The following is a 22708-nucleotide window of genomic DNA, read 5'->3' on the forward strand; positions in this document are numbered from 1 at the left end:
TGATAGCCGCTTATTATTCTATTAAAAGCTTCAATATAAAACAAGAAAAGAATAAATAAGCCTTAATTTGTTGTTTATTCACTCAGTTTAAGCGACATCCAAGTTGAATGCAGCGTGCAATGCACGTACACCAAGTTCTAAATATTTTTCGTCAACTATTACAGATATCTTAATTTCAGAAGTCGAAATTAACTGCATGTTGATCCCTTCGTTCCCTAACACTTCAAACATTGTTTTAGCGACGCCGGGATGATTCCACATACCGACACCTACAATTGAAATTTTAGCAATACGATCGTTACCTTGCACATCTTTTCCACATAATTCTTCACAAGTCTTTTCCAATAACACTTTCGCAGCGTGATAATCATCGCGATGGACAGTGAAAGTAAAATCAACGAGGCCGTCTTTACCATGTGGATTTTGGACGATAACATCGACATCAATATCGGCATCGCCAATTGGCGTTAAAATACTTGCTGCGACTAAAGGTTCATCAGGAATTCCTGATATAGTTAAACTTGCTTCATCGCGATTAAACGCAATGCCAGATATGATTGCTGATTCCATTTTTTTTACGTCCTCGTAAGTAATCAAGGTCCCTTCACCATCTTCAAATGAAGATAGTACACGTAAAGGTACATTGTATTTCCCTGCAAACTCGACTGAACGAATTTGTAATACTTTGGCACCTAAGCTCGCCATTTCAAGCATCTCTTCAAAAGTGATGCAATCCAATTTCCGTGCGCGCGGTTCAACCCGAGGGTCGGTAGTATAGACGCCATTAACGTCAGTATAAATCTGACATTCATCAGCTTTCAATACAGCAGCAATTGCTACTGCGGTGGTGTCTGAGCCGCCACGGCCCAATGTCGTGATATTATTATCTTCATCACGGCCTTGGAAACCAGCAACTACGACGACCTTACCTTCATCTAGATAACGTTGTAAGTTGTCCGTTTCAACGGTTTTGATACGCGCCTTACCATGGCTGCTATCGGTTTTCATTTGAACTTGATCACCAGTCATTGAAATTGCATCGACACCTGCTTTTTGCAAGGCGATGGTTAACAATGCGATAGTCACTTGTTCACCCGTTGAAACTAATACATCCATTTCTCTGCGATCTGCGTGCTCATCGAGCGCTTTCGCCATACCCAGCAAACGGTTAGTTTCACCAGACATTGCCGACACGACCACAACTATTTGATTTCCCTGTGCACGAGATTTTTTCACTCGCTGGGCAACAGCTTCAATTCGTTCGATTGAACCAACTGAAGTACCCCCATATTTTTGTACATACAACGCCACAACTAACTTCCTTTAATAACCTTTAAATTATCACCGCCTGTGCTCACAACAACGAGCAGGACTGCCTACTCGTTGCCATTACACTGTTTATTTAAACTTAGCTAACAACCATGACTAACTAACGACTCGCTAATCATTGTTAACTAATTAATAGTACTGACTTATAGTTTTTCAGTTAACCAAGGCGTCACAGACTCAAGAGCAGCTGCAAGCGCTTCAGGGTTTGAACCACCAGCCTGAGCCATATCTGGACGACCACCGCCTTTACCGCCAACTTGAAGAGCAAGGAAGCTTACTAGCTCACCCGCTTTCACTTTACCGATTAAATCTTTAGTAACACCGGTAATCAAGTTAACTTTACCCTCACCTGGAATACCAAGCACAATGATACCGCTTTGCAGTTTGTTCTTCAGTTCATCCATCGAGCTACGTAATGACTTAGGATCCGCACCTTTTAGGTTCGCTACAAGTACTTTAACACCATTAATCATTTGTACCTGGTCGATCAAGTTAGCATTAGCAGCACTGGCTACTTGTACGTTTAACTTTTCAACTTCTTTTTCTAGGCTACGATTACGCTCTAATACTTGGCCAACTTTCGCCGCCAATGTATTTGGATCCGCTTTCACTAAACCTGCAGTTTCTTGCATTTTAGCTACAAGGTCGTGCACATACGCTAATGCAGAATCACCAGTTACCGCTTCAACACGGCGTACGCCTGCTGCAATGCCGCTCTCAGATAGGATTTTGAAGAAACCAATGTCACCGGTACGTTTAACATGCGTACCACCACATAATTCGATAGAGAAGTCACCCATGCGTACTACGCGTACTTCGTCATCGTATTTCTCACCAAATAATGCCATTGCACCGGCTTCACGCGCAGCGTCAATGTCCATCACTTCAGTCACTACTTCGTGGTTGGCTCGAATTTGTGCATTCACCAGACGTTCAACTTCAAGCAGTTGCGCTGCAGTTACGCCTTCAAAGTGTGAGAAATCGAAACGTAAACGTTCAGGTAATACTAGTGAACCTTTCTGTTGGACATTTTCACCAACAACTTTACGTAGTGCTGCGTGTGCGAGATGAGTAACAGAGTGGTTAAGGCCAATCGCTTTACGGCGATTAACATCAACATCGGCAATAACTTGGCTATTTACTTCGATAACACCTGAAACAGTACCAAAGTGAACAACGGCGTTACCGGCTTTCTTAGTATCGGTTACGGTAAATACAGCATCGCCCAGTTTAATTACACCTTGGTCACCTGATTGGCCACCCGCTTCTGCGTAAAATGGCGTTTTATTTAAAACAATCGCGCCTGCTTGACCGTCATTTAAGATTTCAACTTCAGCATTGTCTCTGATTAACGCTACAATTTGTGCATCAGATGTCAGCGTTTGATAACCTAAGAATTCAGTGTTTGCATCAATTTTTAGCATGTCGTTGTAATCTGTGCCAAAGTTTGAACCTTGACGAGCACGATTACGCTGCGCTTCCATCGCGACTTTAAAGCCGTCTTCATCAATCGTTAACTCACGTTCACGCGCGATGTCAGCCGTTAAATCTGATGGGAAACCGTAAGTGTCATACAGTTTAAATACCACATCACCAGGAACAACAGTCCCTTCTAGTTGTGACAGTTCGTTGTCTAGAATGTTCAGACCACGTTCTAGCGTTTTACCAAATTGTTCTTCTTCGATAAGTAAGATTTTTTCAACAATTGCTTGCTGTTTTACTAGATCTTCAGAAATATCGCCCATCAACTCAACCATTTTAGCAACAAGTTTGTTGAAGAATGGGCCTTTAGCGCCTAATTTATTACCGTGACGTACAGCACGACGAATAATACGACGTAGTACATAACCACGACCTTCATTTGATGGCATAACACCGTCAGAGATCAGGAAGCTACATGCACGAATATGATCGGCAATTACGCGTAATGATTTGTTTTCTAAATCTGTCGTACCGATAAGCTCAGCAACGTGCTTGATTAAGCTTTGGAAGATATCGATTTCGTAGTTTGAATGCACGTTTTGCATAATTGCAGAAATACGCTCAAGACCCATACCGGTATCAACTGATGGTTTTGGTAATTCCAGCATAGTACCGTCAGACTGACGGTTAAACTGCATGAATACTAAGTTCCAGATCTCGATGAAACGATCGCCATCTTCTTCTGGAGAGCCCGGTACACCACCCCAAATATCTTCGCCGTGATCGTAGAAGATTTCAGAACATGGACCACATGGACCCGTATCACCCATTGACCAGAAGTTGTCTGATTCAAATTTCTTCTCTGGTGATTTGTCACCAATGCGGATGATTTTGTCTTCTGGTACGCCGACTTTATCAGCCCAGAATGAAAATGCTTCATCATCGCTTTCGTAAACAGTAACCAGTAATTTTTCTTTTGGTAGTTTCAGAACAACCGTTAAGAATTCCCATGCAAATAAGATCGCATCTTGCTTAAAGTAATCACCGAAGCTGAAGTTACCTAACATTTCAAAAAATGTATGGTGACGCGCTGTATAACCTACATTATCTAAGTCATTGTGTTTACCACCAGCACGTACACAGCGTTGTGACGTAGTCGCACGTGTGTATGAACGTTGTTCTGCACCAAGGAATACATCTTTAAATTGGTTCATGCCCGCATTTGTAAATAACAAAGTTGGATCATTAGCAGGAACAAGTGAACTACTTGTACCTTTGTTGTGCCCTTTTTCGGCAAAATAATCAAGAAACGCGTTGCGGATCTCAGCTGTAGACATAGTCATGGGATTGTCCTGGGTGCTTGAATTATGAGCGATTGTTTAGATTAAATTATATAAACGGATCTGTTAATGAGGTGATTATACCCAAACTGCGTCAAAATGCTAATTCAGCGAAGGCCTTAAAGCACTATTTATGTACGGTTATAACGCGATAATCAACGCCGAGCAGTTAAAAAAAAGACACCGAACATACATGCTCGGTGTCTTTTAGAAATAGTGACTATATTAGCGATTAATTTCGCTGATAGTGATCAAATTGCGTCTTCGTTTTCTTCACCGGTACGAATACGGACTACACGTTCAACAGCAGTCACGAAAATTTTACCATCACCGATTTTACCTGTGTGCGCCGTTTCCACGATCGACTCGATACATGCGTCAACATCATCATCTTGAACGATAAGATCGAGTTTTACTTTCGGTAAGAAATCAACCATGTACTCAGCGCCACGGTAAAGTTCTGTGTGACCTTTTTGACGGCCAAACCCTTTTACTTCAGATACTGTCATACCGGTAATACCGATCTCAGCAAGAGCTTCACGTACATCATCGAGTTTAAACGGTTTAATAATAGCTTCAATTTTTTTCATGTTCAGTCCCTGTTAGCCCTTAAATATAGTTATTAGCATACCGAAGCAAACCCCAATTGCCAATCAGACGAGCAATTAAATCGATGAAACAGCTAAACTTATTATGTTATTTCATTTTACCAGCAATCTTCTGTCACGATATCAGCACTATTCAGCGAGGTTGTCATACCAAAATGATCTATGGTGAATGAAGCACAATCGGAATCTGTGGCTTGAGTACTTGACGCCGCGACTGTCGCGATGACCGTATAGCTGCTAGTACTGCTACTCGGATCTAATGCAAAGGTATAATAGTCACTGTTATCACTCCAGCCTGATAACGTATCTGCAGCGCCACTGGCTAATGACGTCGCATAGTGGCCATTATCTACATAATATTGTTCTTGTAATAACAGTGCTTTATACAAAATTTTTTTTGCATCATTACGGTTATTATCGATAATATAAGCACTGTAAGAAGGATAACCAATACCCGTTAAAATACCGACAATTGCGACCACGATCATCAGCTCAACTAGAGTAAAACCGGTTTGTTGCTTAGTCATTATTGCACCGTCTCATTGAAGTAACGGTAGATAGGGCGTGGACTCAGCGTTACTTCAGTATCGATAGTGCCCGTTGGTGTTATTGGGTTGCCTTTGCCATCCGTGGTATCGCCTTTACCAGCACCAAGCAAGCGTAATACCGATCCATTACCACTAGAGGCTGCGTGCACAGCAAGATCTTTGGCAATCACATTAGGTAGTTTTTGGTAATATTTTGTAGCGCCAGTATTCAAGTTAAGCTGATAATAGTGACTATTACCTGATTGATTCACCACACATTGACCGTCTTTGATTACATAGTCAATGGCAAAGGGTGAGTAGCTATTAAAGTGCACAATACCGTTAATCACCACAGCGTTACCCAATGATTTTTCCCCACCGAGAGTTGTTACGTTATCATTTATGACCGTTGCTTCATTAAGGGTATAATGCCAGCCATACAGGGCGTCAGAGTCACGATTCGGTTTCAACTTATCTTTGTCAGTTGAACTACTATAGGTTATTTTATCTAGGTCACTCAGCACAATTGTCGCAGGTACTTCACGTTCACCCTTAGCACTCCCCCAAACTTGCGGGTAAATATTGGTATCTTTAATATTAAAGAAATAGTTCTGCGCGATAATATTCGAATTAGGGCTGGTGATATCACCACTGCCCACTAACAAACCATCATAAGAGCTAACACCTTCTCGTGCTCTAACAATTGATGGCGCGCTAAAGAAACGTCTGTCATCAGCAGCAGTACCACCTAAACTAGCCAACTTGAATATACGCCATTTACTGGTATCCATCGTAAATTTGCTTGTTTTAACATCAAATACTTTCGGCATATCCACACGATAAATATTTCCACCGGTATCAGCCGCATAGATACGATCAGCATAACCGTCTCCGTAGCTATCCATCACCGCCAATTCACTGGCAATACTGTCGCTAATACCAGTGTCAAATGATGCTATTAAACTGCCGCTATCTGCATCGACAATATAAACGGCCTGTCCACTAGTATCAGCACAAAGCTCAACTGGTACTGCAGCACTATTACTACCACAATCATCTTTCTTCTCATCATAACCAGCACCAAATATTAATACCGGTTTATCATTGGTGCTGCTATCTCCCCTGAATACCTTACTCACAACTGGTGTTGACCAAGTTTGTGCAAGTTCAGAGAAATCTGTTTTTTCTGAATCAATAATCCAATTTAATTTCGGCTCAGTGGTATTCGCCTTCAGTGGGTCTAAATTCACATTTAGCGAGAAATATTTACTGCCACCGCGCCGTAAGCCAAAGGTAATGATATGCTCGATGTTATCGTCTTCTCCCTGATATTCAGCATCAACAGCACTGCTATCAATACCGTAAATACGTTCTTCGGCTCTGGTAACCTGTAAGTTAAGCTTTAACGCTGTTGCTAGATTTTCTTTGGGAATAAATGCCCATTCTTCTTCCACTTGGCGGCCGTTGTCTTTAAAGGCGTGGAAGAAACCGGCATTGGTACCGATAAAGATACGCGCTTTGGTTTCAATACCTTTAGTTTCATCATCTCGGTATTCCACTACCAACGGCTGCGCATGCATAGGGTCGCCAAAGATATCATCACGGAAATTGCCCGCTTCATCTTTGCCTTGTAACCAGTCAATTGCTGCTGTTAAGGTATCTTCCGATACACCTAGTGCACTAGCAAGATCAGCATCAGTTACTACTGCGAATGCCCTTAGTAAATTGTCTTTAGTCAGAAGGAGTAAAGCGCTGTCATCGGCGTTGGTGATGTAAATATTACGGGCAAGCTTACGGTTTCTTAACGCCTCAGCCACACCTCCTAACTCAACATCATTCAGCCCTTTTTCAGAACTCCATGCTGAATACAAACTATCATTGAAAAAACTTGTATCACTTGTTGATAACGCTGCAGAAGTTACCGACGTAAGAGAGCTGGCTGCGCTGGCAGATTGGCTCCAGGCACTAAGCTGACCATCATCACTGACTTTTAACTTACGGATATTCCCCTGCCATTTACTGGTCTGATTCGGTTGAAACATAGTGTAATAAACAAACTCATTACTCTTGGTTGAGTTACTGCTATTAATTGAGGTGCCTACAGCCGCTGCCACGCCTTTTTGCCTAGCGATAATATCAGCAAAAGCCATCTCCAGTTTTTTCCGTAATTCATTGGCATTCAGGGCGTTATAGAATTTACCATCGCCGTATTCCGCCGTTTTTTCTAATAACGTACGATTACCGGCTGGCAACTCGCCAATGCCAACAGTATAAGTAACGATCCGCTCTTTAACATCCTTCGTGCTGCTATTCATATCAGCGTTAGCTAACCAATCAGACAGTACCGGCAACAAATTTTTATCACAAGTGGTCTCCGCAGGATTAACCTGCACCGATTTGTCTTTGATATCCTGTGCCGACATCCCCGATAACCGTTCAATTAGCAAGTTTGCATCACTGTCATGATCAAAAGCATCAACACGAATTAAATCATTAAAAATACCACCACAAGGTACAATATCGCCAACCCGTGGGCTAACGTCATGGTAACCTGCTGTCACCATAATGATATAAGCTTCGGTTTGACAACTATTAACCCAATCCATTGGGCTGTTATATACACCGCCGCTTTCTGCAGTTAGATCTCTAGCGGGATCGGCTTTATGTACATCATCGCCAAAGTAAACACTGTCACCATAAAGATAACGATAACCTTCGTACAAACTTTCACATAGTGCGGATTTAGACATACTGGTGGTAAAGATATCTTCTACTTGGCTTTTCAGCAGACTTGTTTTGTTTTTATAATCATTGGTCGTAGGATCATAAGAGCTGATCTTAGAAATAACCCGACCACCATTATTATCTAAAATATTCAGTTTAGTGATAGCATTATTCGGGTTGAAAATTTCTAAGCCAGTATTAAGCGCTGTGGTATCGAGCATCATGTCTAACACCACTTTTTTAGCTATCTGCAAATTCGATAATTTAATATTATCACCAGTACTCGGTTTTAATGCCGCCCACTTAACTAAGTTATCCGAATATAAATACGCTTTATTATTGCTACTACCATTAAACCGCCCTTGCACTGAATCTTTGTAAGGGTTCCAATAATATTCAGGACCACTAGATGGAAATCCTTCTCGGTCTGGATTTTCGACATAACCATCAGCTGAGCCATCATCTGATTCACCTTCCCCATCAACCTCTTCAGGCTTAATTAAACCGCTATGCTCATAACCAGGGTTACGTTTCTCATTCGTGGCCATATCTTGGTCACAATCAACAAATTTTCTACCTATACTCGTTTTACTGCCAATGGTACGCCACTCATAAGGTATCCCTACTACGCCATCTAATAACTTCACCGGACCTGGTAACCATTGAGCGACATAATCTTGAAACGCCCCGAGATCACCTTCAAAATCTTCAACGGCTGAATAACAATTCATTTTAGAAAAATCGATTTTATTACTACTATTTCGAGCCGGAATAGTGGCAACAAAAGCATCATACGTCTCTTGTTCTGAAGTCGTTAATGCCGTACCACCAGTAAAAGTATCAACCGCTTTAGCGGCGATATTACGTAGTTCACTATGCTCAAGTCCTTGGGCCGTAGCGCTGTTATTATAATAAAATTGTTCACCGCCATAGAACCACCGATAAACAATATCCTCAGCATTTGTATCTGGTGTCGGCGGATACTCAATATGCGGATCATAGTATTTAGGATAAGGATAATCAGCCTCTTCGCGCATATGTGCTGATGTATCGAGAATAATCAATACCTGAGGTTTCCCTTCCAGATTAACCGCATAAATTTCACCCTCATCGGCTCCTGTAGTAAAGACTGTTAATCCGAGTAATGCGACACTGGCTTGTTTGAAAATCCTTTTCATTGCCCTATCCTTATTTATTCTGTGCAGCTAAAAATGGTTGCTCTATCCCAGAGGTCATACTGCCTCCCTGCACACGACGTTGAGCGTTTACCTGAGTAAAGTCGATCCTTGCGTACCGACAATTAATTAAATTAATACTAGACGCGTTAGCAGTGCGCTTACAATAAGCCTCGCCACGTAAGTGAATATTTGCGCTGGTATTAAACTCTCCAGCATTCATATTCACACCTTGTTCTTCGGTCATCGCCATTATGTTATTGATCAGTTCAGCATCATTAATGATCTGCTCGACACCCGCTAATAACTCCTGTTCATTGGCTAATCGCTCCTGCGTTAAACCAATCGCATTTTTCCCTAACCGTGTTTCAGTAATCACCGCTGCAGCCAGTGACGTCACGACAACGAGAATAATAATGACAATAAAAAGAGTAATACCTTGCTGGGTTTTCATCGTGTCACCGCCATTATGTTATTACGGATAACGACTGTAGTTGAGAGCAAGAAACGCCTGTAATTGTCATTAGCCGTGGGAGTAAAAGGAGTAAACCTGAGATTATAATTTGCATCATTATTGAATGTCAGGTCAGGACTGGTTGCTCTGGCTAATACGTAGATACGTGCTGATACTAATTGATTATTACTCCACATATCAGCAGTGAAATCATGGTCTGTACTGAGGTAATAAATATCAGCGCTACCATCGTGAGGAGTACTTGTATCCACACCGAATTCGACGCGGAACGCTTCAATATTACCGACGATCAAATCATTAGTCAGTTCATCGCCCTGACGCGCAAAACGCGTTAACCGCGGGCCTGCAGTCGCATGGGTTTCAACAAAATAAGTATGATGTAAATAGGGATAGAATTCAGCATTATCGATATTCGTTGCCCCGTTGGGCGCAGACGCTTTAAATAATTGAGTTTGTTGCGGTGATACAGCTACATAATAATCAGTTATCTTCATTCCAGCGACAGTGACTGTATTACCCTGTATACGCGCTAAAGACAGCACATCACTGTTTGCAGCCATGCTGTAGCCTGCATCATCACCATCATTGATACAATCGGCTTCGGTAAAAGTACCAGCTGACGCCATTTCAACCCAATTAGCCCATTCAGGTAAACTAAATATGCCTGTCGTACTGCTCGTGGCCTTAACAAACAATGAACAACTACCTGGGGTCAACGTCAGTGTTTCAGGGGTCTTAATGTCAGTCAAAAGTTCTCCTGAAAACTCAGCCCAACTGCCAATACTCCGTACATCATCCACTAATACCTGCAATGCTAATTGCGCCTGCTGCTGCAAACTCGATATCGTCGAAGAACGGTTTGCAGATACCTTGGTATCCACAAACATAGTCGTTATTGATGTCATTAACACAATACCAACCACGAGGGCTATCATGAGTTCAACTAAATTAAAACCTGCTTGTTTGATTGTCATATCGCCTCCGAGATCAAGCTGGTTAATACCACTTGCCGACGGTTACTGACTGCCGGATCGATTCTAATACCGCAGGCTGCGCCATTAGCAACTCCAGATGAGTTTGCTGTATTTTGAATCTGCCAACTTACTGCGAAGGTGACTATTTTTGAGCCTGTGCCTGTGATATTACGGCATAATGCCATGTTATTGATTGAAGCTGAACGCACTGCATTAGCGAGAATATCAGTGATAATCTCGTCTTGGGTATCTGAAAAACTTGAAGAGGGGTTGATCCAAGAAGTATCCGCGCGTAATTCTTCCAACGCAGTGCGCGCCAGAAAAGAAGCTTGAACTTGCTTATCTGTATCTGTTAATGATTTCTTCGCAATCCCTTGCAATGCCACTATGCCAAGTAGGCCAACGGCAAATATCAATGATGTGATCATCACTTCAATGAGACTGAATCCAGAATCCTTTCTAGATTGCATACTTAACTCACTTTAATAATTTATACCAAAACATGTTACACAAGCGTTTGTTTTATGTAAACAATATAAATCTTAATTCTATGAAGGCGAAGATTATATCTGGTCGATAATTAAATATACTAAAGAAACCAAGAGATTATTATGTATAAACTAAGTTACGCACGGCATTAGAATAGGATCTGGGGATATCTGAGGGGCAAAGCTCGTCAAGTCGAAGACTAAACGAGCTTAATGGTCGAAAGATCTAGTTTACTTGCTTAATACGTAACTCGGCAGGTACTTCAAAGATAGTATTCTCTGCGCGACCTTCAACTTCAGTCACCAGTTCACCGCCATATTCTTGTAGTTTATCAACAACTTGATCAATTAATATCTTAGGTGCCGACGCGCCAGCAGTCACACCAACTTTCAACTTACCAGCTAATAGTGCAGGATCAATATCATCAGCGTTATCAATCAAGTAAGACGGAACACCGATGTTCTCTGATTTTTCACGTAAACGATTTGAGTTCGATGAATTCTTCGAGCCAACCACATACATAATATCAACCATGTTCGCCAGTTTAGAGACTGCGTCTTGACGATTCTGGGTGGCATAACAAATATCATCTTTACGTGGGCCATTGATCTCAGGGAAGCGTTCACGTAATGCGTCAATGATCTCAGCACAATCATCAACCGATAAGGTAGTTTGCGAACTGTAAGTCAAATTCGTTACATCTTTAACTTCGAGCGCGGCAACATCAGCAATCGATTCGACCAAATACATACCACCGTCAGCATTATCATACTGACCCATAGTACCTTCGACTTCTGGGTGGCCTTTATGACCAATCAATACACATTCAATACCACGGCGACTGGCACGTGTTACTTCCATATGCACTTTTGTTACTAATGGGCAGGTAGCATCAAAGACTTTTAAATCACGACGTTTAGCTTCCGCTTGTACGGCTTTTGATACACCGTGGGCACTAAAAATAACCACGCGACCGTCTGGCACTTCATCAAGTTCTTCGACAAAAACAGCACCGTTCTCTTTTAGGCTATCAACCACATAACGGTTATGTACAACTTCATGGCGTACATAGACAGGGGTTTCAAATAATTCCAGCGCACGTTCAACAATGCTAATTGCACGGTCAACACCAGCGCAGAACCCTCGAGGATTAGCGAGTAAAATTTCCATCATAAACCTTATTTATTCTGCATTAATTTCTAAAATTTCAACTTCAAACGTCACGATTTGTCCCGCCAACGGATGATTAAAATCGACAGTAACCGAGTCGCCAACCACTTCACGGATCATACCCGGTAATTCAGCGCCATCAGGTTGGGTAAAACCAACAATTAGACCGACCTCCGCTTTCACTTCGGTAAATTTAGCGCGGTCTAAATAGTAAATATTATCAGGGTTCGACTTGCCAAATGCATCTTCAGGTTGCAGCTCAAACTTACTCTTATCACCAACAGTTAAACCTAATAAACAACGTTCAAAATTAGGCGTTAAGCTACCATCGCCAATCACTAACTTAGCTGGTTTACCTTGTAACTCGGTACTATCGGCAACAGAGTCATCTGCTAAAGTAATAGTAAAATGCATCAGTACTTGGCTATCATTACCGATTGTTGCTACGTTAACTGTCATTTGATGATTCCTTGTCATTCTTGCTTTCCATAATGGCTTCCAAGATTAACATCGCGGCGCCAATACAGATCCAAGTGTCTGCTAAATTAAAGATTGGGAAATGACTTTTTTCCCAATATACATGTAAGAAGTCAATTACATAACCATGCATAATACGGTCGTATAGATTGCCTAACGCACCACCTAAAATAAGTGCATAAGCAATATTGCTCCAATATTTATTGGCTGCTTGCTGCTTTAACCAGTAAATCAATAGACCAGAAACTGATACCGCAATCAATCCAAAGAACCAACGCTGCCAGCCTCCGGCATCAGCAAGCATACTAAATGCGGCACCATAGTTGCGTGCATAGGTGAAGTTGAAAACAGGTAATATATTTACCGATTCGCCTAATTGAAAATGACTAACAACAAAAGATTTGGTGCCCAAATCAATAATAAATGCAATAACGGCTAACCACAGCCAAATTAGTCCCGTTCTCTTTGTTGTACCTACGGTCATTATTATCCTCTGATACGTCAACCTGATGACGATAAATAGCATGCTACAGCTAAATTGTTATCACTAACAATCCAGCATTTTGAAATAGATTGTTAACAATCATATCATTTAATGCCATGAGTTAAGCATTAATCCATAAAAAAATGCCTACTGTATTTGCACTGATTAAGATAACCAATACACAGTAGGCATTCTATGTGAACGATAATAACAACTTAATTGCTATTACCTTTCTTTACTCACTAAAGGTGATAAACACACTAGCGATTAAGCAAATTGACGTTGTTCGCCTTCACCATCGATATTGTCTTCACAACGCGCACATAATGTTGGATGTACTTCAGACTGACCAACAGTCTCGTTATGGTGCCAGCAACGCTCACACTTCTCTGCTTCACTCTTAGCAACGCTAATCCATAAACCATCGATAGCGCTTGCTTCAACGTCAGCAGGTGCTTCAGTTACAGCCACAACGTTAGTATTTGACGTTAATAGTAGGAAACGTAATTCGTTACCTAACTTATCAAGGTCAGCCGCTAATTCTGCGTTTGCATAAAGTGTTACGTCAGCTTGTAATGAACCACCAATAACAGCATTGTTACGCGCCATTTCAACAGTTTTGTTCACTTCACTACGCACAGCTTGTAGCTTGCTCCAGTAAGCGTTGTTTAGCTCAGCATCGTCTGCAAGTGGTGCTAGTCCTGTGTACCATTCTTCAGTAAACACATATTCAGCACGTTCACCTGGCATTGCATTCCAGATTTCAAACGATGTAAAGCTTAAGATAGGCGCAGTCCAACGAACCATCGCTTCTAAGATATGGAACATCGCAGTTTGACAGCTACGACGCGCAATACCGTCAGATTTTGCCGTGTACTGGCGATCTTTGATGATATCTAAGTAGAAACTACCTAATTCAATTGAACAGAATGTCATTAGCTTTTGCGTTACATTCTGCATTTGATAATTTTCATAATCAGCTAGGATTTCAGTTTGTAGTGCGTGTGCACGACCAACAGCCCAACGATCAAGTGCCACCATGTCTTCTGCTGCAACGATATCCGTTTCTGGGTTGAAACCTTCAAGGTTAGACAGTAGGAAACGCGCTGTATTACGAATACGGCGGTAAGCGTCAGCACTGCGATCTAAGATCTCGTCAGATACTGTCATTTCACCGGTGTAATCAGTACTTGCAACCCACCAGCGCAATACGTCGCCGCCAAGACGGCTCATTACGTCTTGTGGTGCCATTACGTTACCGATAGATTTAGACATCTTACGGCCTTTGGCATCAACCACGAAACCGTGTGTTAATACGTCTTTGTAAGGTGCTTTACCTTTAATCGCAGTCGAAATCATTAACGATGATTGGAACCAACCACGATGTTGATCAGAACCTTCAAGATAAAGGTCAATCTCTGCGCCAGCGTATTCTTTACGAGCATCAACAACAGCGAAGTGTGTTGAGCCCGAATCGAACCATACGTCAACGGTATCAGGTGCTTTCGTGTAGTTAACCGCATCATCACCCAACAAGTCTGTCGGATCTAGATCCCACCAAGCTTGAATGCCTTTTTGCTCAACTAACTTAGCAACGTCTTCCATCAATGCTGCAGAACGCGGATGTGGTTCTTGTGTTTCGTTATGCACGAATAAAGAGATTGGTACACCCCAAGTACGCTGACGAGAAATACACCAGTCAGGACGGTTTGTTACCATGCTTTCAATACGCTCACGACCCCAAGCAGGTACCCAGTTAACGTCTTTAATTTCTTTCATTGCCGCATTACGCAAACCATTTTGTTCCATGCTGATAAACCATTGTGGTGTCGCACGGAAAATGATTGGCGTTTTATGGCGCCAGCAATGTGGGTAGCTGTGTTTAATTACTTGGTGGTTTAGTAACGCACCTTTTTCGTTAAGTACTTCAATCACGCTATCGTTTGCTTTAAACACATGTTGACCAGCAAATAATGGCGTATCTTCAAGGTAAACACCGTTGTTACCAACTGGGTTTGCTACTTCAAGATCGTAATTTTGACCTGCTACGTAATCTTCTTGACCGTGGCCAGGTGCAGTATGAACAACACCAGTACCCGCTTCAGTCGTTACGTGGTCAGCTAAAATAGCTGGTACGTCGAAATCATAAAACGGGTGATTAAAGCGTAAGTTCTCTAGTGCAGCACCAGTACAAGTACCTAACGTAGTGAAGCTTTCTGGTGCGAATACAGCCATGCAAGATTCAACTAAATCAGTTGCTAAAATTAACTGTTGTGAACCTGATTCCGTCACCATGTTAACGAGCGAGTATTCCACACGTGCAGCTAATGCAACTGCGCGGTTAGCCGGCAATGTCCAAGGCGTTGTAGTCCAGATAACCGTTGATACTAAGCCTTCAACATCGCTGCTAAATACCGCTTTCACAGCCGCTTGATCTTGCGCGGTGAAACGTACGTAGATAGCTGGTGATTTTTTATCTTCGTATTCAACTTCTGCTTCAGCTAATGCTGAACCACAATCTGTACACCAATGAACAGGTTTAGAACCTTTTTGTAAGTGACCGTTTTCAACGACTTTACCTAAAGCGCGGATAATGTTTGCTTCAGTGCTGAAATCCATTGTTAAGTACGGATTCTGCCAATCGCCTAATACGCCAAGACGGATAAAGTCTTCACGTTGACCGTTAACTTGTTTCGTCGCATATTTACGACATTCTTCGCGGAACTGTGCAGCCGTTACTTTACGGCCTGGTTTGCCCACTTTCTTTTCTACCATTAATTCAATTGGTAGACCGTGACAATCCCAACCTGGAATGTAAGGTGCATCAAATCCAGACAAGCCTTTGGCTTTAATAATAACGTCTTTCAGGATCTTATTAACTGAGTGACCAATGTGAATTTTACCATTCGCATAAGGAGGTCCATCGTGCAAAATAAAGGTTTTTTTACCTTCTTTAGCGGCACGGATTTTTCCGTATAAATCATCAGTCGTCCACTGCTTCAACATGTTTGGTTCACGGTTCGCTAAGTTAGCGCGCATTGCGAAGCCAGTTTTTGGCAGGTTCAGCGTTTTTTTATATTCGCTCATGTATCCTAATTTCCGTTATTGGTATTATTAAAAATTAAACTGACAGGCCAAAAAAAGTTTTGGCTGCAATGACATCTCGTTCTATTTGCTGACGAAGTACATCAAAAGATGCAAATTTCTGTTCGCCGCGTAATCTCTTCTTCAGAACAACCTCGAGCTGTTTGCCGTAAAGGTCGTCATCAAAGTTAAATAAATTCACTTCCAGTTGGGTACGTACGCCGCCAACTGTAGGACGTTTGCCAATATTGGCAACGCCCTGTATCGCATCATCACTGATACCTAACACTTCAACTACATACACGCCATTTATTGGGTCTACACAGCGTTTTAACGGTATATTAGCGGTCGGAAAGCCGATAGTTCGCCCTAATTTAGCGCCGTGCGATACCTTGCCAAAAATACTGAATGGTCGGCCTAATAATTCGGCGGCTAAATCAAGATTGTCGAGTGCTAACGCGTCGCGGATCATAGTACTGCTCACGCGAGCTTGGTCGACGCTAAACGTATCCATGCTCACCACGTCAAAGCCATGTTTAGCACCGGCAGCTTGCAACATAGCAAAGTCACCCGTACGCTTATGGCCGAAACGGAAATCATCACCAACGACTAAATATTTAACGCCTAATTTATTCACTAACAACTGAGTGATAAATTCATCCGCCGACAGTGCAGCGAATTTTTTATTAAAATTCACACATAATAACTGGTCAATATTTTGATCTTTTAGCGCTGCGTACTTGTCACGTAACCGTGTTAATCGCGCAGGCGCTTTATCGCCAATGATCATCTCTAGTGGCTGCGGTTCAAATGTCATTACCGTTGCTGGCAAATTCAATTGCTGCGCTTTTTCGATTAACTGTCGCAATACCGATTGGTGCCCGAGATGAACGCCATCAAAGTTACCGATAGTTAAAACACACCCTTGATGGTGTGGTTTTAAATTGTGAATGCCTCGAATCAGCTCCATGTCTTTGCCAACTATTCCACTAAAACGACAAATTATAACTTAGTCAACGCACAGGGTCAGCAACAATTTGTACTCAGTCAATAATTTTAAAATGTCGCGGGCGTAAACCAAGCAGTAATAACGCCATAAAATAGCTTATTACGGCCAATCCAATTAAGCCTAACAAGCATAAACTGCTATCTAATAATCCCCAGGCATACCATTGCTGCATATCGGGGTTGGCATATTGAATTAAGCCAGCCATGAAACCAGCAGATAAGAAGAGCTTGGCAATCACTTTACCAGTATCAGCATTGACCTTATACACACCCTCTTTATGCAGTCCCCAATAGAGTAAGCCGGCATTTAATGTCGCTGAACCCGCCGTCGCCAGTGCCAAACCAACATAACCAAAAGGGATCGCTAAAATGATGTTAAAGCCCATATTACAGACCATGGCGATGATGCCAAACTTAACTGGAGTACGGGTGTCTTGGCGCGCATAGTAACCCGGCGCAAGCACTTTAATTAGCATGAAGCTAAGCAGTCCAGAACCATAAGCCATTAAGCTCATCGACGCCATCGATACATCATCCGCACCAAATTCGCCACGCATAAACAATACTTTAAGCATTGGACCGGCGAGCACTATCATTCCCATCATTGCCGGAGTACCGAGTAATAGCACCACTCTCACACCCCAATCCATGGTTTGCTTAAACAGCGTGTCAGACCGTGCCGAATGGGTTCGAGACAGCGCCGGTAAAATCACCGTCGCAATCGCAATACCAAACAAACCAAGCGGAAATTCGAGTAAACGGTCAGAGTAGTACAGCCAACTAATCGAACCTGTCATTAAAAATGAGGCGATGAATGTATCAAACAATAAATTAATTTGGCTTACTGATACCCCAAACATCGCCGGTATCATTAATTTTCTAATTTTAGTCACGCCAGGATCACGCCAACCCCAGCGTGGTTTCACTAACATCTTTTGTTTTGCTAAAAATGGGATCTGGAATAAAAACTGAATTGCGCCACCGATAAATACCCCAATAGCCAGACCAATTTCAGGCTGTTCTAAATGAGGTGAAATGAACAATGCAGCGCCAATAATGGCGATATTTAAAAATACCGGCGTAAAGGCCGCAACAGCAAACTTACCCAAGGTGTTCAAAATTGCACCAGAAAGTGCTGTAAAAGTAATAAACCATAAATAAGGGAAAGTAATTTTTAACATAAATGAAGCGAGTTCAAATTTATGTGCATCCGGTCCATCATTCAGCCAATCGACAAACCAGCCAGCACCAAACAAAATAGTGATTAATGGCGAGCCGATCACCCCAAATAAGGTAACAATCGTCACTAATACCCCTAAGGTACCAGATACCGAGGCAATAAGTTGTTGCACTTTTTGTTTATCGCCAGTTTGTTGATATTCAGTAAGAACTGGCACGAAAGCCTGTGCAAATGCACCTTCAGCAAATAGTCGGCGTAAAAAATTAGGGATTTTATTAGCGAAGAAGAAAACATCGGCGGCGGCACCCGCTCCCATCAAGTTTGCAACAATAACATCTCGAACCAGTCCTAAAATACGCGAGATCATGGTCATCGAACTGACGATAAGACCAGATTTTATTAATTTATTACTCAAGAAATACCTTTTATGTCAATCAAGCCCTATTCGTGGGCCGCATTTGCTGCTAAAATATGTCCCACATCTTAACTGTCATTGCAGTTAGTTGCCAATATTTTGCCTGTTATTTACACAAAAATATTGACAAATATCGTTAGGCAGGGCATATTCCTCGCCTTTATAAAATTAACGTCTTTAGACATTTAGGAGTAGGACCTTGGCTAATATCAAGTCTGCTAAGAAACGCGCAATTCAATCTGAAAAACGCCGTAAGCACAACACTTCACGCCGTTCAATGATGCGTACACTAACTAAGAAAATTATCGTAGCTATCGCTGCTGGTAATAAAGAAGAAGCGACTGCTGCATTTATTGCTGCACAACCGATTCTTGATCGTATGGCTACTAAAGGCCTGATCCACGCAAACAAAGCTGCTCGTGTTAAGAGCCGTCTTTCTGCTAAGATCAAAGCACTTTAATTATTGCTTTAATACGATAATGAAAAACCAGCTTTGGCTGGTTTTTTTATATCTAAAAAATAATATTTCACGGTAATCAGTTATAATCTTCCCCTATCCAGACGCTTTGCCTTCAATTTCCACCTCATTTGTTGTCGTCGCACAAGCAAGTAGATAATATCCCAGTACCGCAGCCAAAGTAGACCCCATCAATATCCCCAACCGAGCCAGATCAGCCATCACCGGGTCGGTAAAGGCTAATGACGTAATAAACATCGACATCGTAAAACCAATACCACACAGCACAGATACCGCAAAAATTTGTTTAAAGTTAATGCCTTCAGGTAATGTCGCGATTTTAAACTTCACCGCTAACCAACTGATGCTAAAGATCCCCAAGGGTTTACCAATGAATAACCCTAATGCCACACCGATAGGTAGTGCTGACGTCATATCGCTGAATTGAATATTCGTTAACGAGACGCCGGCATTGGCAAATGCGAACAGCGGTAAGATGTAATATTTGGTCCAAGGGTGTAACCAACGAGCCAGTGTTTTCGCTGGCGAATGAGGATTTTCGACATCATCTTTATTATCTTGACGGTACATAGGGATGGCAAAACCAATCACCACGCCAGCCAGTGTCGCATGCACACCTGATTTTAATACCGCCACCCAGAGCAGTGCGCCAACAATTAAATAAGGCGTTAAGCTCATGATATTGTAACGATGCATTAACCACAATACGCTGATACAGGCACACGCTAAACTCAAAGATAATACTGACATTTCGGCGGTATAAAACAAGGCGATGATAATAATAACCCCCAAATCATCGATAATCGCCAGCGCTAATAAAAATACTTTCAGATTCAGCGGCACGCGCTTACCCAGCAATGACAATACCCCCAATGCAAACGCGATATCTGTTGCAGCAGGAATAGCCCAGCCTTTAACGGCTTCGGGATTAACGCCATTAAAACTTAAATACACCAGTGCTGGTGCAAACATACCACCAGCAGCTGCAATGATAGGAAACAGTGATTTTTTACGACTCGCGAGCGCACCTTCAACCAATTCTTGTTTTACTTCTAAACCAATCAACAAAAAAAATACCGCCATCAGACCGTCATTAATCCAATGGCTGAATGATTTATTGATATCAATATTGGCCACACGCACTTGGATCTCGGTGTGTAAGAAATTCAAATATAATTCAGAAAATGGCGAGTTAGCCACGATCATCGCTAATATAGCTGCAATGATAAGGAGTACCCCTCCCGATGACTCAGTTCGTAAGAATTGTGTTAAAGATTTATACACTTCAGCCTCCTTGCTTATTATTGGGTAGTTGTACTGAATAAATAATCAAAAGCATCAACCACATAAATTTAGTATAGAAAGTTCACAAAGATTTAACCTTTAAATTTATTAAATTCGCTATATTGGTATGCATTAATTGTTTTGCTCATCCTATTTAGGTAATTATTAATGCCATTGAAACCCCAACAACAGCAAACATTGCCCGAACTTGTGCAACTAGAAAGGTTAATTGCATTAGGTGGTAAACATCTGCACAGCGAAATTTTAGCCCACGTATCTCACCAGGAGTCGAGCTACCCGCTTTATTCTGTCAGCATGGGATCACAAGATCCGAATGTCCCAGTCGTCGCTTTCATTGGTGGTATACACGGTGTAGAACGTATCGGTACTCAAGTTATCTTGGCCTTATTTGAAAGCCTGATTCGACGATTAAACTGGGATCAATCCCTGCACCAAGAACTCAACCAAGTCCGATTAGTCTTCCTGCCATTAATGAATCCCATCGGTATGCTTAACAATAGTCGAGCCAATGGTAATGGCATCGACTTGATGCGTAACGCCCCTATTGATGCAGTTGGCAGAGTGCCTTGGCTAGTCGGCGGACAGCGTATTAGCCCTATTTTACCTTGGTATCGGGGTAAAAAAGGTAAGGTGATGGAACATGAATCACGGGTATTGGTTGAACATATTAGCCAACAGCTATTAACCGCGCCATTTAGTATTGCACTCGACTGTCACTCTGGTTTTGGCTTTAATAATCAGCTCTGGTTCCCTTATGCAAAATCTAAGCAACCTATCCCGCACCTTGCCGAGATATTTAAATTACGCAAGATGCTTATCGAAACCTATCCACATCAAGATTATGTGTTCGAACCACAGGCTAGAAATTACATGACGCACGGCGACCTATGGGATTATTTATACGACAAATCACTGAATCTCAATACCACGTTTCTGCCACTGACATTAGAAATGGGGTCTTGGACTTGGATCAAAAAGAACCCACTGCAGGTATTCCAATCCAGTGGTATTTTCCACCCTATTGAGCCCCATCGTATTAAACGGGTATTACGGCAGCACCATGTTCTCATGGAATTTTTAATCAAGGTAACCAGCTCTTATACCCACTGGCTACCACAACTCAACAAGGAACGTAGCCATGCTGATGCAACCTCGCTCTGGTACACTGAATAATCCGTCAACAACGATAAATACAGAATCAACGTGGTTATTAGTCCGCGGCTTATATCGACAACAGCGACACTGGGAGGCGTTTCCGTCCCAACTAGCCCTACAACTCAATAGTCAAGTTTTATGCTGTGATATCGCTGGTACAGGCCTGCAATGGCAAGCGACAACACCAATCTCAATCACAGGCATCATGCGACGACTGCGGAATGCGTTTAGACAGCAACATCCTCACGTGAGTTATCCGATTCGATTATTGGGTATTTCGATGGGAGGCATGATCTGTAGTGAATGGGCCAAACATTTTCCCAATGAGATCCAGCGGATGGTGTTTATTAATACCAGTTTCAAACAATTCAGTCCTCTTTATCAGCGTTTAAAACCGTATAACATCACTACGCTTATCAAGATATTATGCAGTTCGCCATTAGCACAAGAACAAGCCATTTTAACCATGACCAGTCATACCCAACACAGACAATTACACAGTCATCAAATGTTAGCGCAGCGTTGGTGTGAATATGCTCAGCAACAACCTGTTAGCCGGAATAATGCCCTACGCCAACTGTATGCGGCCAGCCGCTTTAGTCAACCCGTAAACGCTCCCATTGAGTCTATTTTGTTACTGGCGAGCACACGAGACCAGCTCGTTGATGTCCGTTGCAGCACCGCTATTGCCAAAAAATGGCAGTGCCCAATCCATTATCATCCCACCGCAGGTCATGATTTACCACTCGATGACGGTAACTGGGTTTGTCAGAAGATCGCAGACTGGCTCACAGAATAGGACTGTCACAGGTCATTCAATTGCCATAAAAAACCACTAAAAATGTCATCTTCGACTTCTATGATAAAGCCATCAATAATCTAAAGGATG

Annotated in this window: 18 protein-coding genes; 3 read left to right on the forward strand and 15 right to left on the reverse strand. The window is 42.2% G+C overall.

Annotation, left to right across the window (positions count from 1 at the left end; genetic code table 11):
* Positions 1 to 87 precede the first annotated feature (87 nt).
* From CXF93_RS17030 to murJ, 14 genes are all read right to left on the reverse strand, one after another.
* Positions 88 to 1311 (reverse strand): aspartate kinase, encoded by a 1224-nt coding sequence (locus CXF93_RS17030; protein ID WP_101063717.1) that lies wholly within the window; start codon positions 1309 to 1311, stop codon positions 88 to 90.
* Between the two features lie 161 nt (positions 1312 to 1472).
* The gene (gene alaS, locus CXF93_RS17035; protein ID WP_101063718.1) at positions 1473 to 4094 is read right to left on the reverse strand and encodes an alanine--tRNA ligase; all 2622 of its coding nucleotides are present in this window, start codon (positions 4092 to 4094) and stop codon (positions 1473 to 1475) included.
* 248 nt (positions 4095 to 4342) lie between these two features.
* Entirely contained in the window at positions 4343 to 4681 is a 339-nt protein-coding gene (glnB, locus tag CXF93_RS17040) for a nitrogen regulatory protein P-II (RefSeq protein ID WP_101063719.1), read from the reverse strand.
* A gap of 116 nt (positions 4682 to 4797) precedes the next feature.
* A complete protein-coding gene (locus tag CXF93_RS17045; RefSeq protein WP_101063720.1) occupies positions 4798 to 5226 on the reverse strand; it encodes a type IV pilin protein in 429 nt (142 codons plus the stop codon).
* Positions 5226 to 9128, reverse strand: coding sequence for a pilus assembly protein (locus CXF93_RS17050; RefSeq protein WP_101063721.1), 3903 nt, complete (start codon positions 9126 to 9128; stop codon positions 5226 to 5228). Before CXF93_RS17050 ends, CXF93_RS17045 begins: the two co-directional genes overlap by 1 nt.
* A gap of 10 nt (positions 9129 to 9138) precedes the next feature.
* Positions 9139 to 9579, reverse strand: a complete 441-nt coding sequence (locus tag CXF93_RS17055; RefSeq protein WP_101063722.1) for a hypothetical protein — start codon at positions 9577 to 9579, stop codon at positions 9139 to 9141.
* A complete protein-coding gene (locus CXF93_RS17060; protein ID WP_101063723.1) occupies positions 9576 to 10574 on the reverse strand; it encodes a PilW family protein in 999 nt (332 codons plus the stop codon). Before CXF93_RS17060 ends, CXF93_RS17055 begins: the two co-directional genes overlap by 4 nt.
* Positions 10571 to 11044 (reverse strand): prepilin-type N-terminal cleavage/methylation domain-containing protein, encoded by a 474-nt coding sequence (locus CXF93_RS17065; protein ID WP_101063724.1) that lies wholly within the window; start codon positions 11042 to 11044, stop codon positions 10571 to 10573. The genes CXF93_RS17060 and CXF93_RS17065 overlap by 4 nt, the downstream gene beginning before the upstream one ends.
* Before the next feature lie 244 nt (positions 11045 to 11288).
* Complete coding sequence (gene ispH, locus CXF93_RS17070) at positions 11289 to 12233, reverse strand: 4-hydroxy-3-methylbut-2-enyl diphosphate reductase (RefSeq protein WP_101063725.1); 945 nt, start codon at positions 12231 to 12233, stop codon at positions 11289 to 11291.
* A gap of 12 nt (positions 12234 to 12245) precedes the next feature.
* Positions 12246 to 12692, reverse strand: coding sequence for an FKBP-type peptidyl-prolyl cis-trans isomerase (fkpB, locus tag CXF93_RS17075; RefSeq protein WP_101063726.1), 447 nt, complete (start codon positions 12690 to 12692; stop codon positions 12246 to 12248).
* The gene (lspA, locus tag CXF93_RS17080) at positions 12682 to 13194 is read right to left on the reverse strand and encodes a signal peptidase II (RefSeq protein WP_101063727.1); all 513 of its coding nucleotides are present in this window, start codon (positions 13192 to 13194) and stop codon (positions 12682 to 12684) included. The genes fkpB and lspA overlap by 11 nt, the downstream gene beginning before the upstream one ends.
* Positions 13195 to 13461: 267 nt before the next feature.
* Positions 13462 to 16281 (reverse strand): isoleucine--tRNA ligase, encoded by a 2820-nt coding sequence (gene ileS, locus CXF93_RS17085; protein ID WP_101063728.1) that lies wholly within the window; start codon positions 16279 to 16281, stop codon positions 13462 to 13464.
* A 34-nt stretch (positions 16282 to 16315) separates the two neighbouring features.
* Entirely contained in the window at positions 16316 to 17248 is a 933-nt protein-coding gene (gene ribF, locus CXF93_RS17090; protein WP_101063729.1) for a bifunctional riboflavin kinase/FAD synthetase, read from the reverse strand.
* A 73-nt stretch (positions 17249 to 17321) separates the two neighbouring features.
* Positions 17322 to 18881, reverse strand: a complete 1560-nt coding sequence (gene murJ, locus CXF93_RS17095; protein WP_101063730.1) for a murein biosynthesis integral membrane protein MurJ — start codon at positions 18879 to 18881, stop codon at positions 17322 to 17324.
* 199 nt (positions 18882 to 19080) lie between these two features.
* Here murJ and rpsT point away from each other — a divergent pair, with 199 nt between their 5' ends.
* Complete coding sequence (rpsT, locus tag CXF93_RS17100; protein WP_101063731.1) at positions 19081 to 19341, forward strand: 30S ribosomal protein S20; 261 nt, start codon at positions 19081 to 19083, stop codon at positions 19339 to 19341.
* Between the two features lie 93 nt (positions 19342 to 19434).
* Here the strand turns inward: rpsT and nhaA are convergent, their stop codons facing one another.
* Positions 19435 to 20643, reverse strand: coding sequence for a Na+/H+ antiporter NhaA (gene nhaA / locus CXF93_RS17105; protein WP_101063732.1), 1209 nt, complete (start codon positions 20641 to 20643; stop codon positions 19435 to 19437).
* Between the two features lie 168 nt (positions 20644 to 20811).
* Here nhaA and CXF93_RS17110 point away from each other — a divergent pair, with 168 nt between their 5' ends.
* A complete protein-coding gene (locus tag CXF93_RS17110; RefSeq protein ID WP_101063733.1) occupies positions 20812 to 21837 on the forward strand; it encodes a M14 family zinc carboxypeptidase in 1026 nt (341 codons plus the stop codon).
* Positions 21803 to 22618 carry an alpha/beta fold hydrolase gene (locus CXF93_RS17115; RefSeq protein WP_101063734.1) on the forward strand — a complete coding sequence of 272 codons (816 nt, stop codon included), beginning with the start codon at positions 21803 to 21805 and terminating at the stop codon, positions 22616 to 22618. The genes CXF93_RS17110 and CXF93_RS17115 overlap by 35 nt, the downstream gene beginning before the upstream one ends.
* The last annotated feature ends 90 nt before the right edge of the window (positions 22619 to 22708 follow it).

Source organism: Moritella sp. Urea-trap-13 (genome assembly GCF_002836355.1).
Classification (GTDB): domain Bacteria; phylum Pseudomonadota; class Gammaproteobacteria; order Enterobacterales; family Moritellaceae; genus Moritella.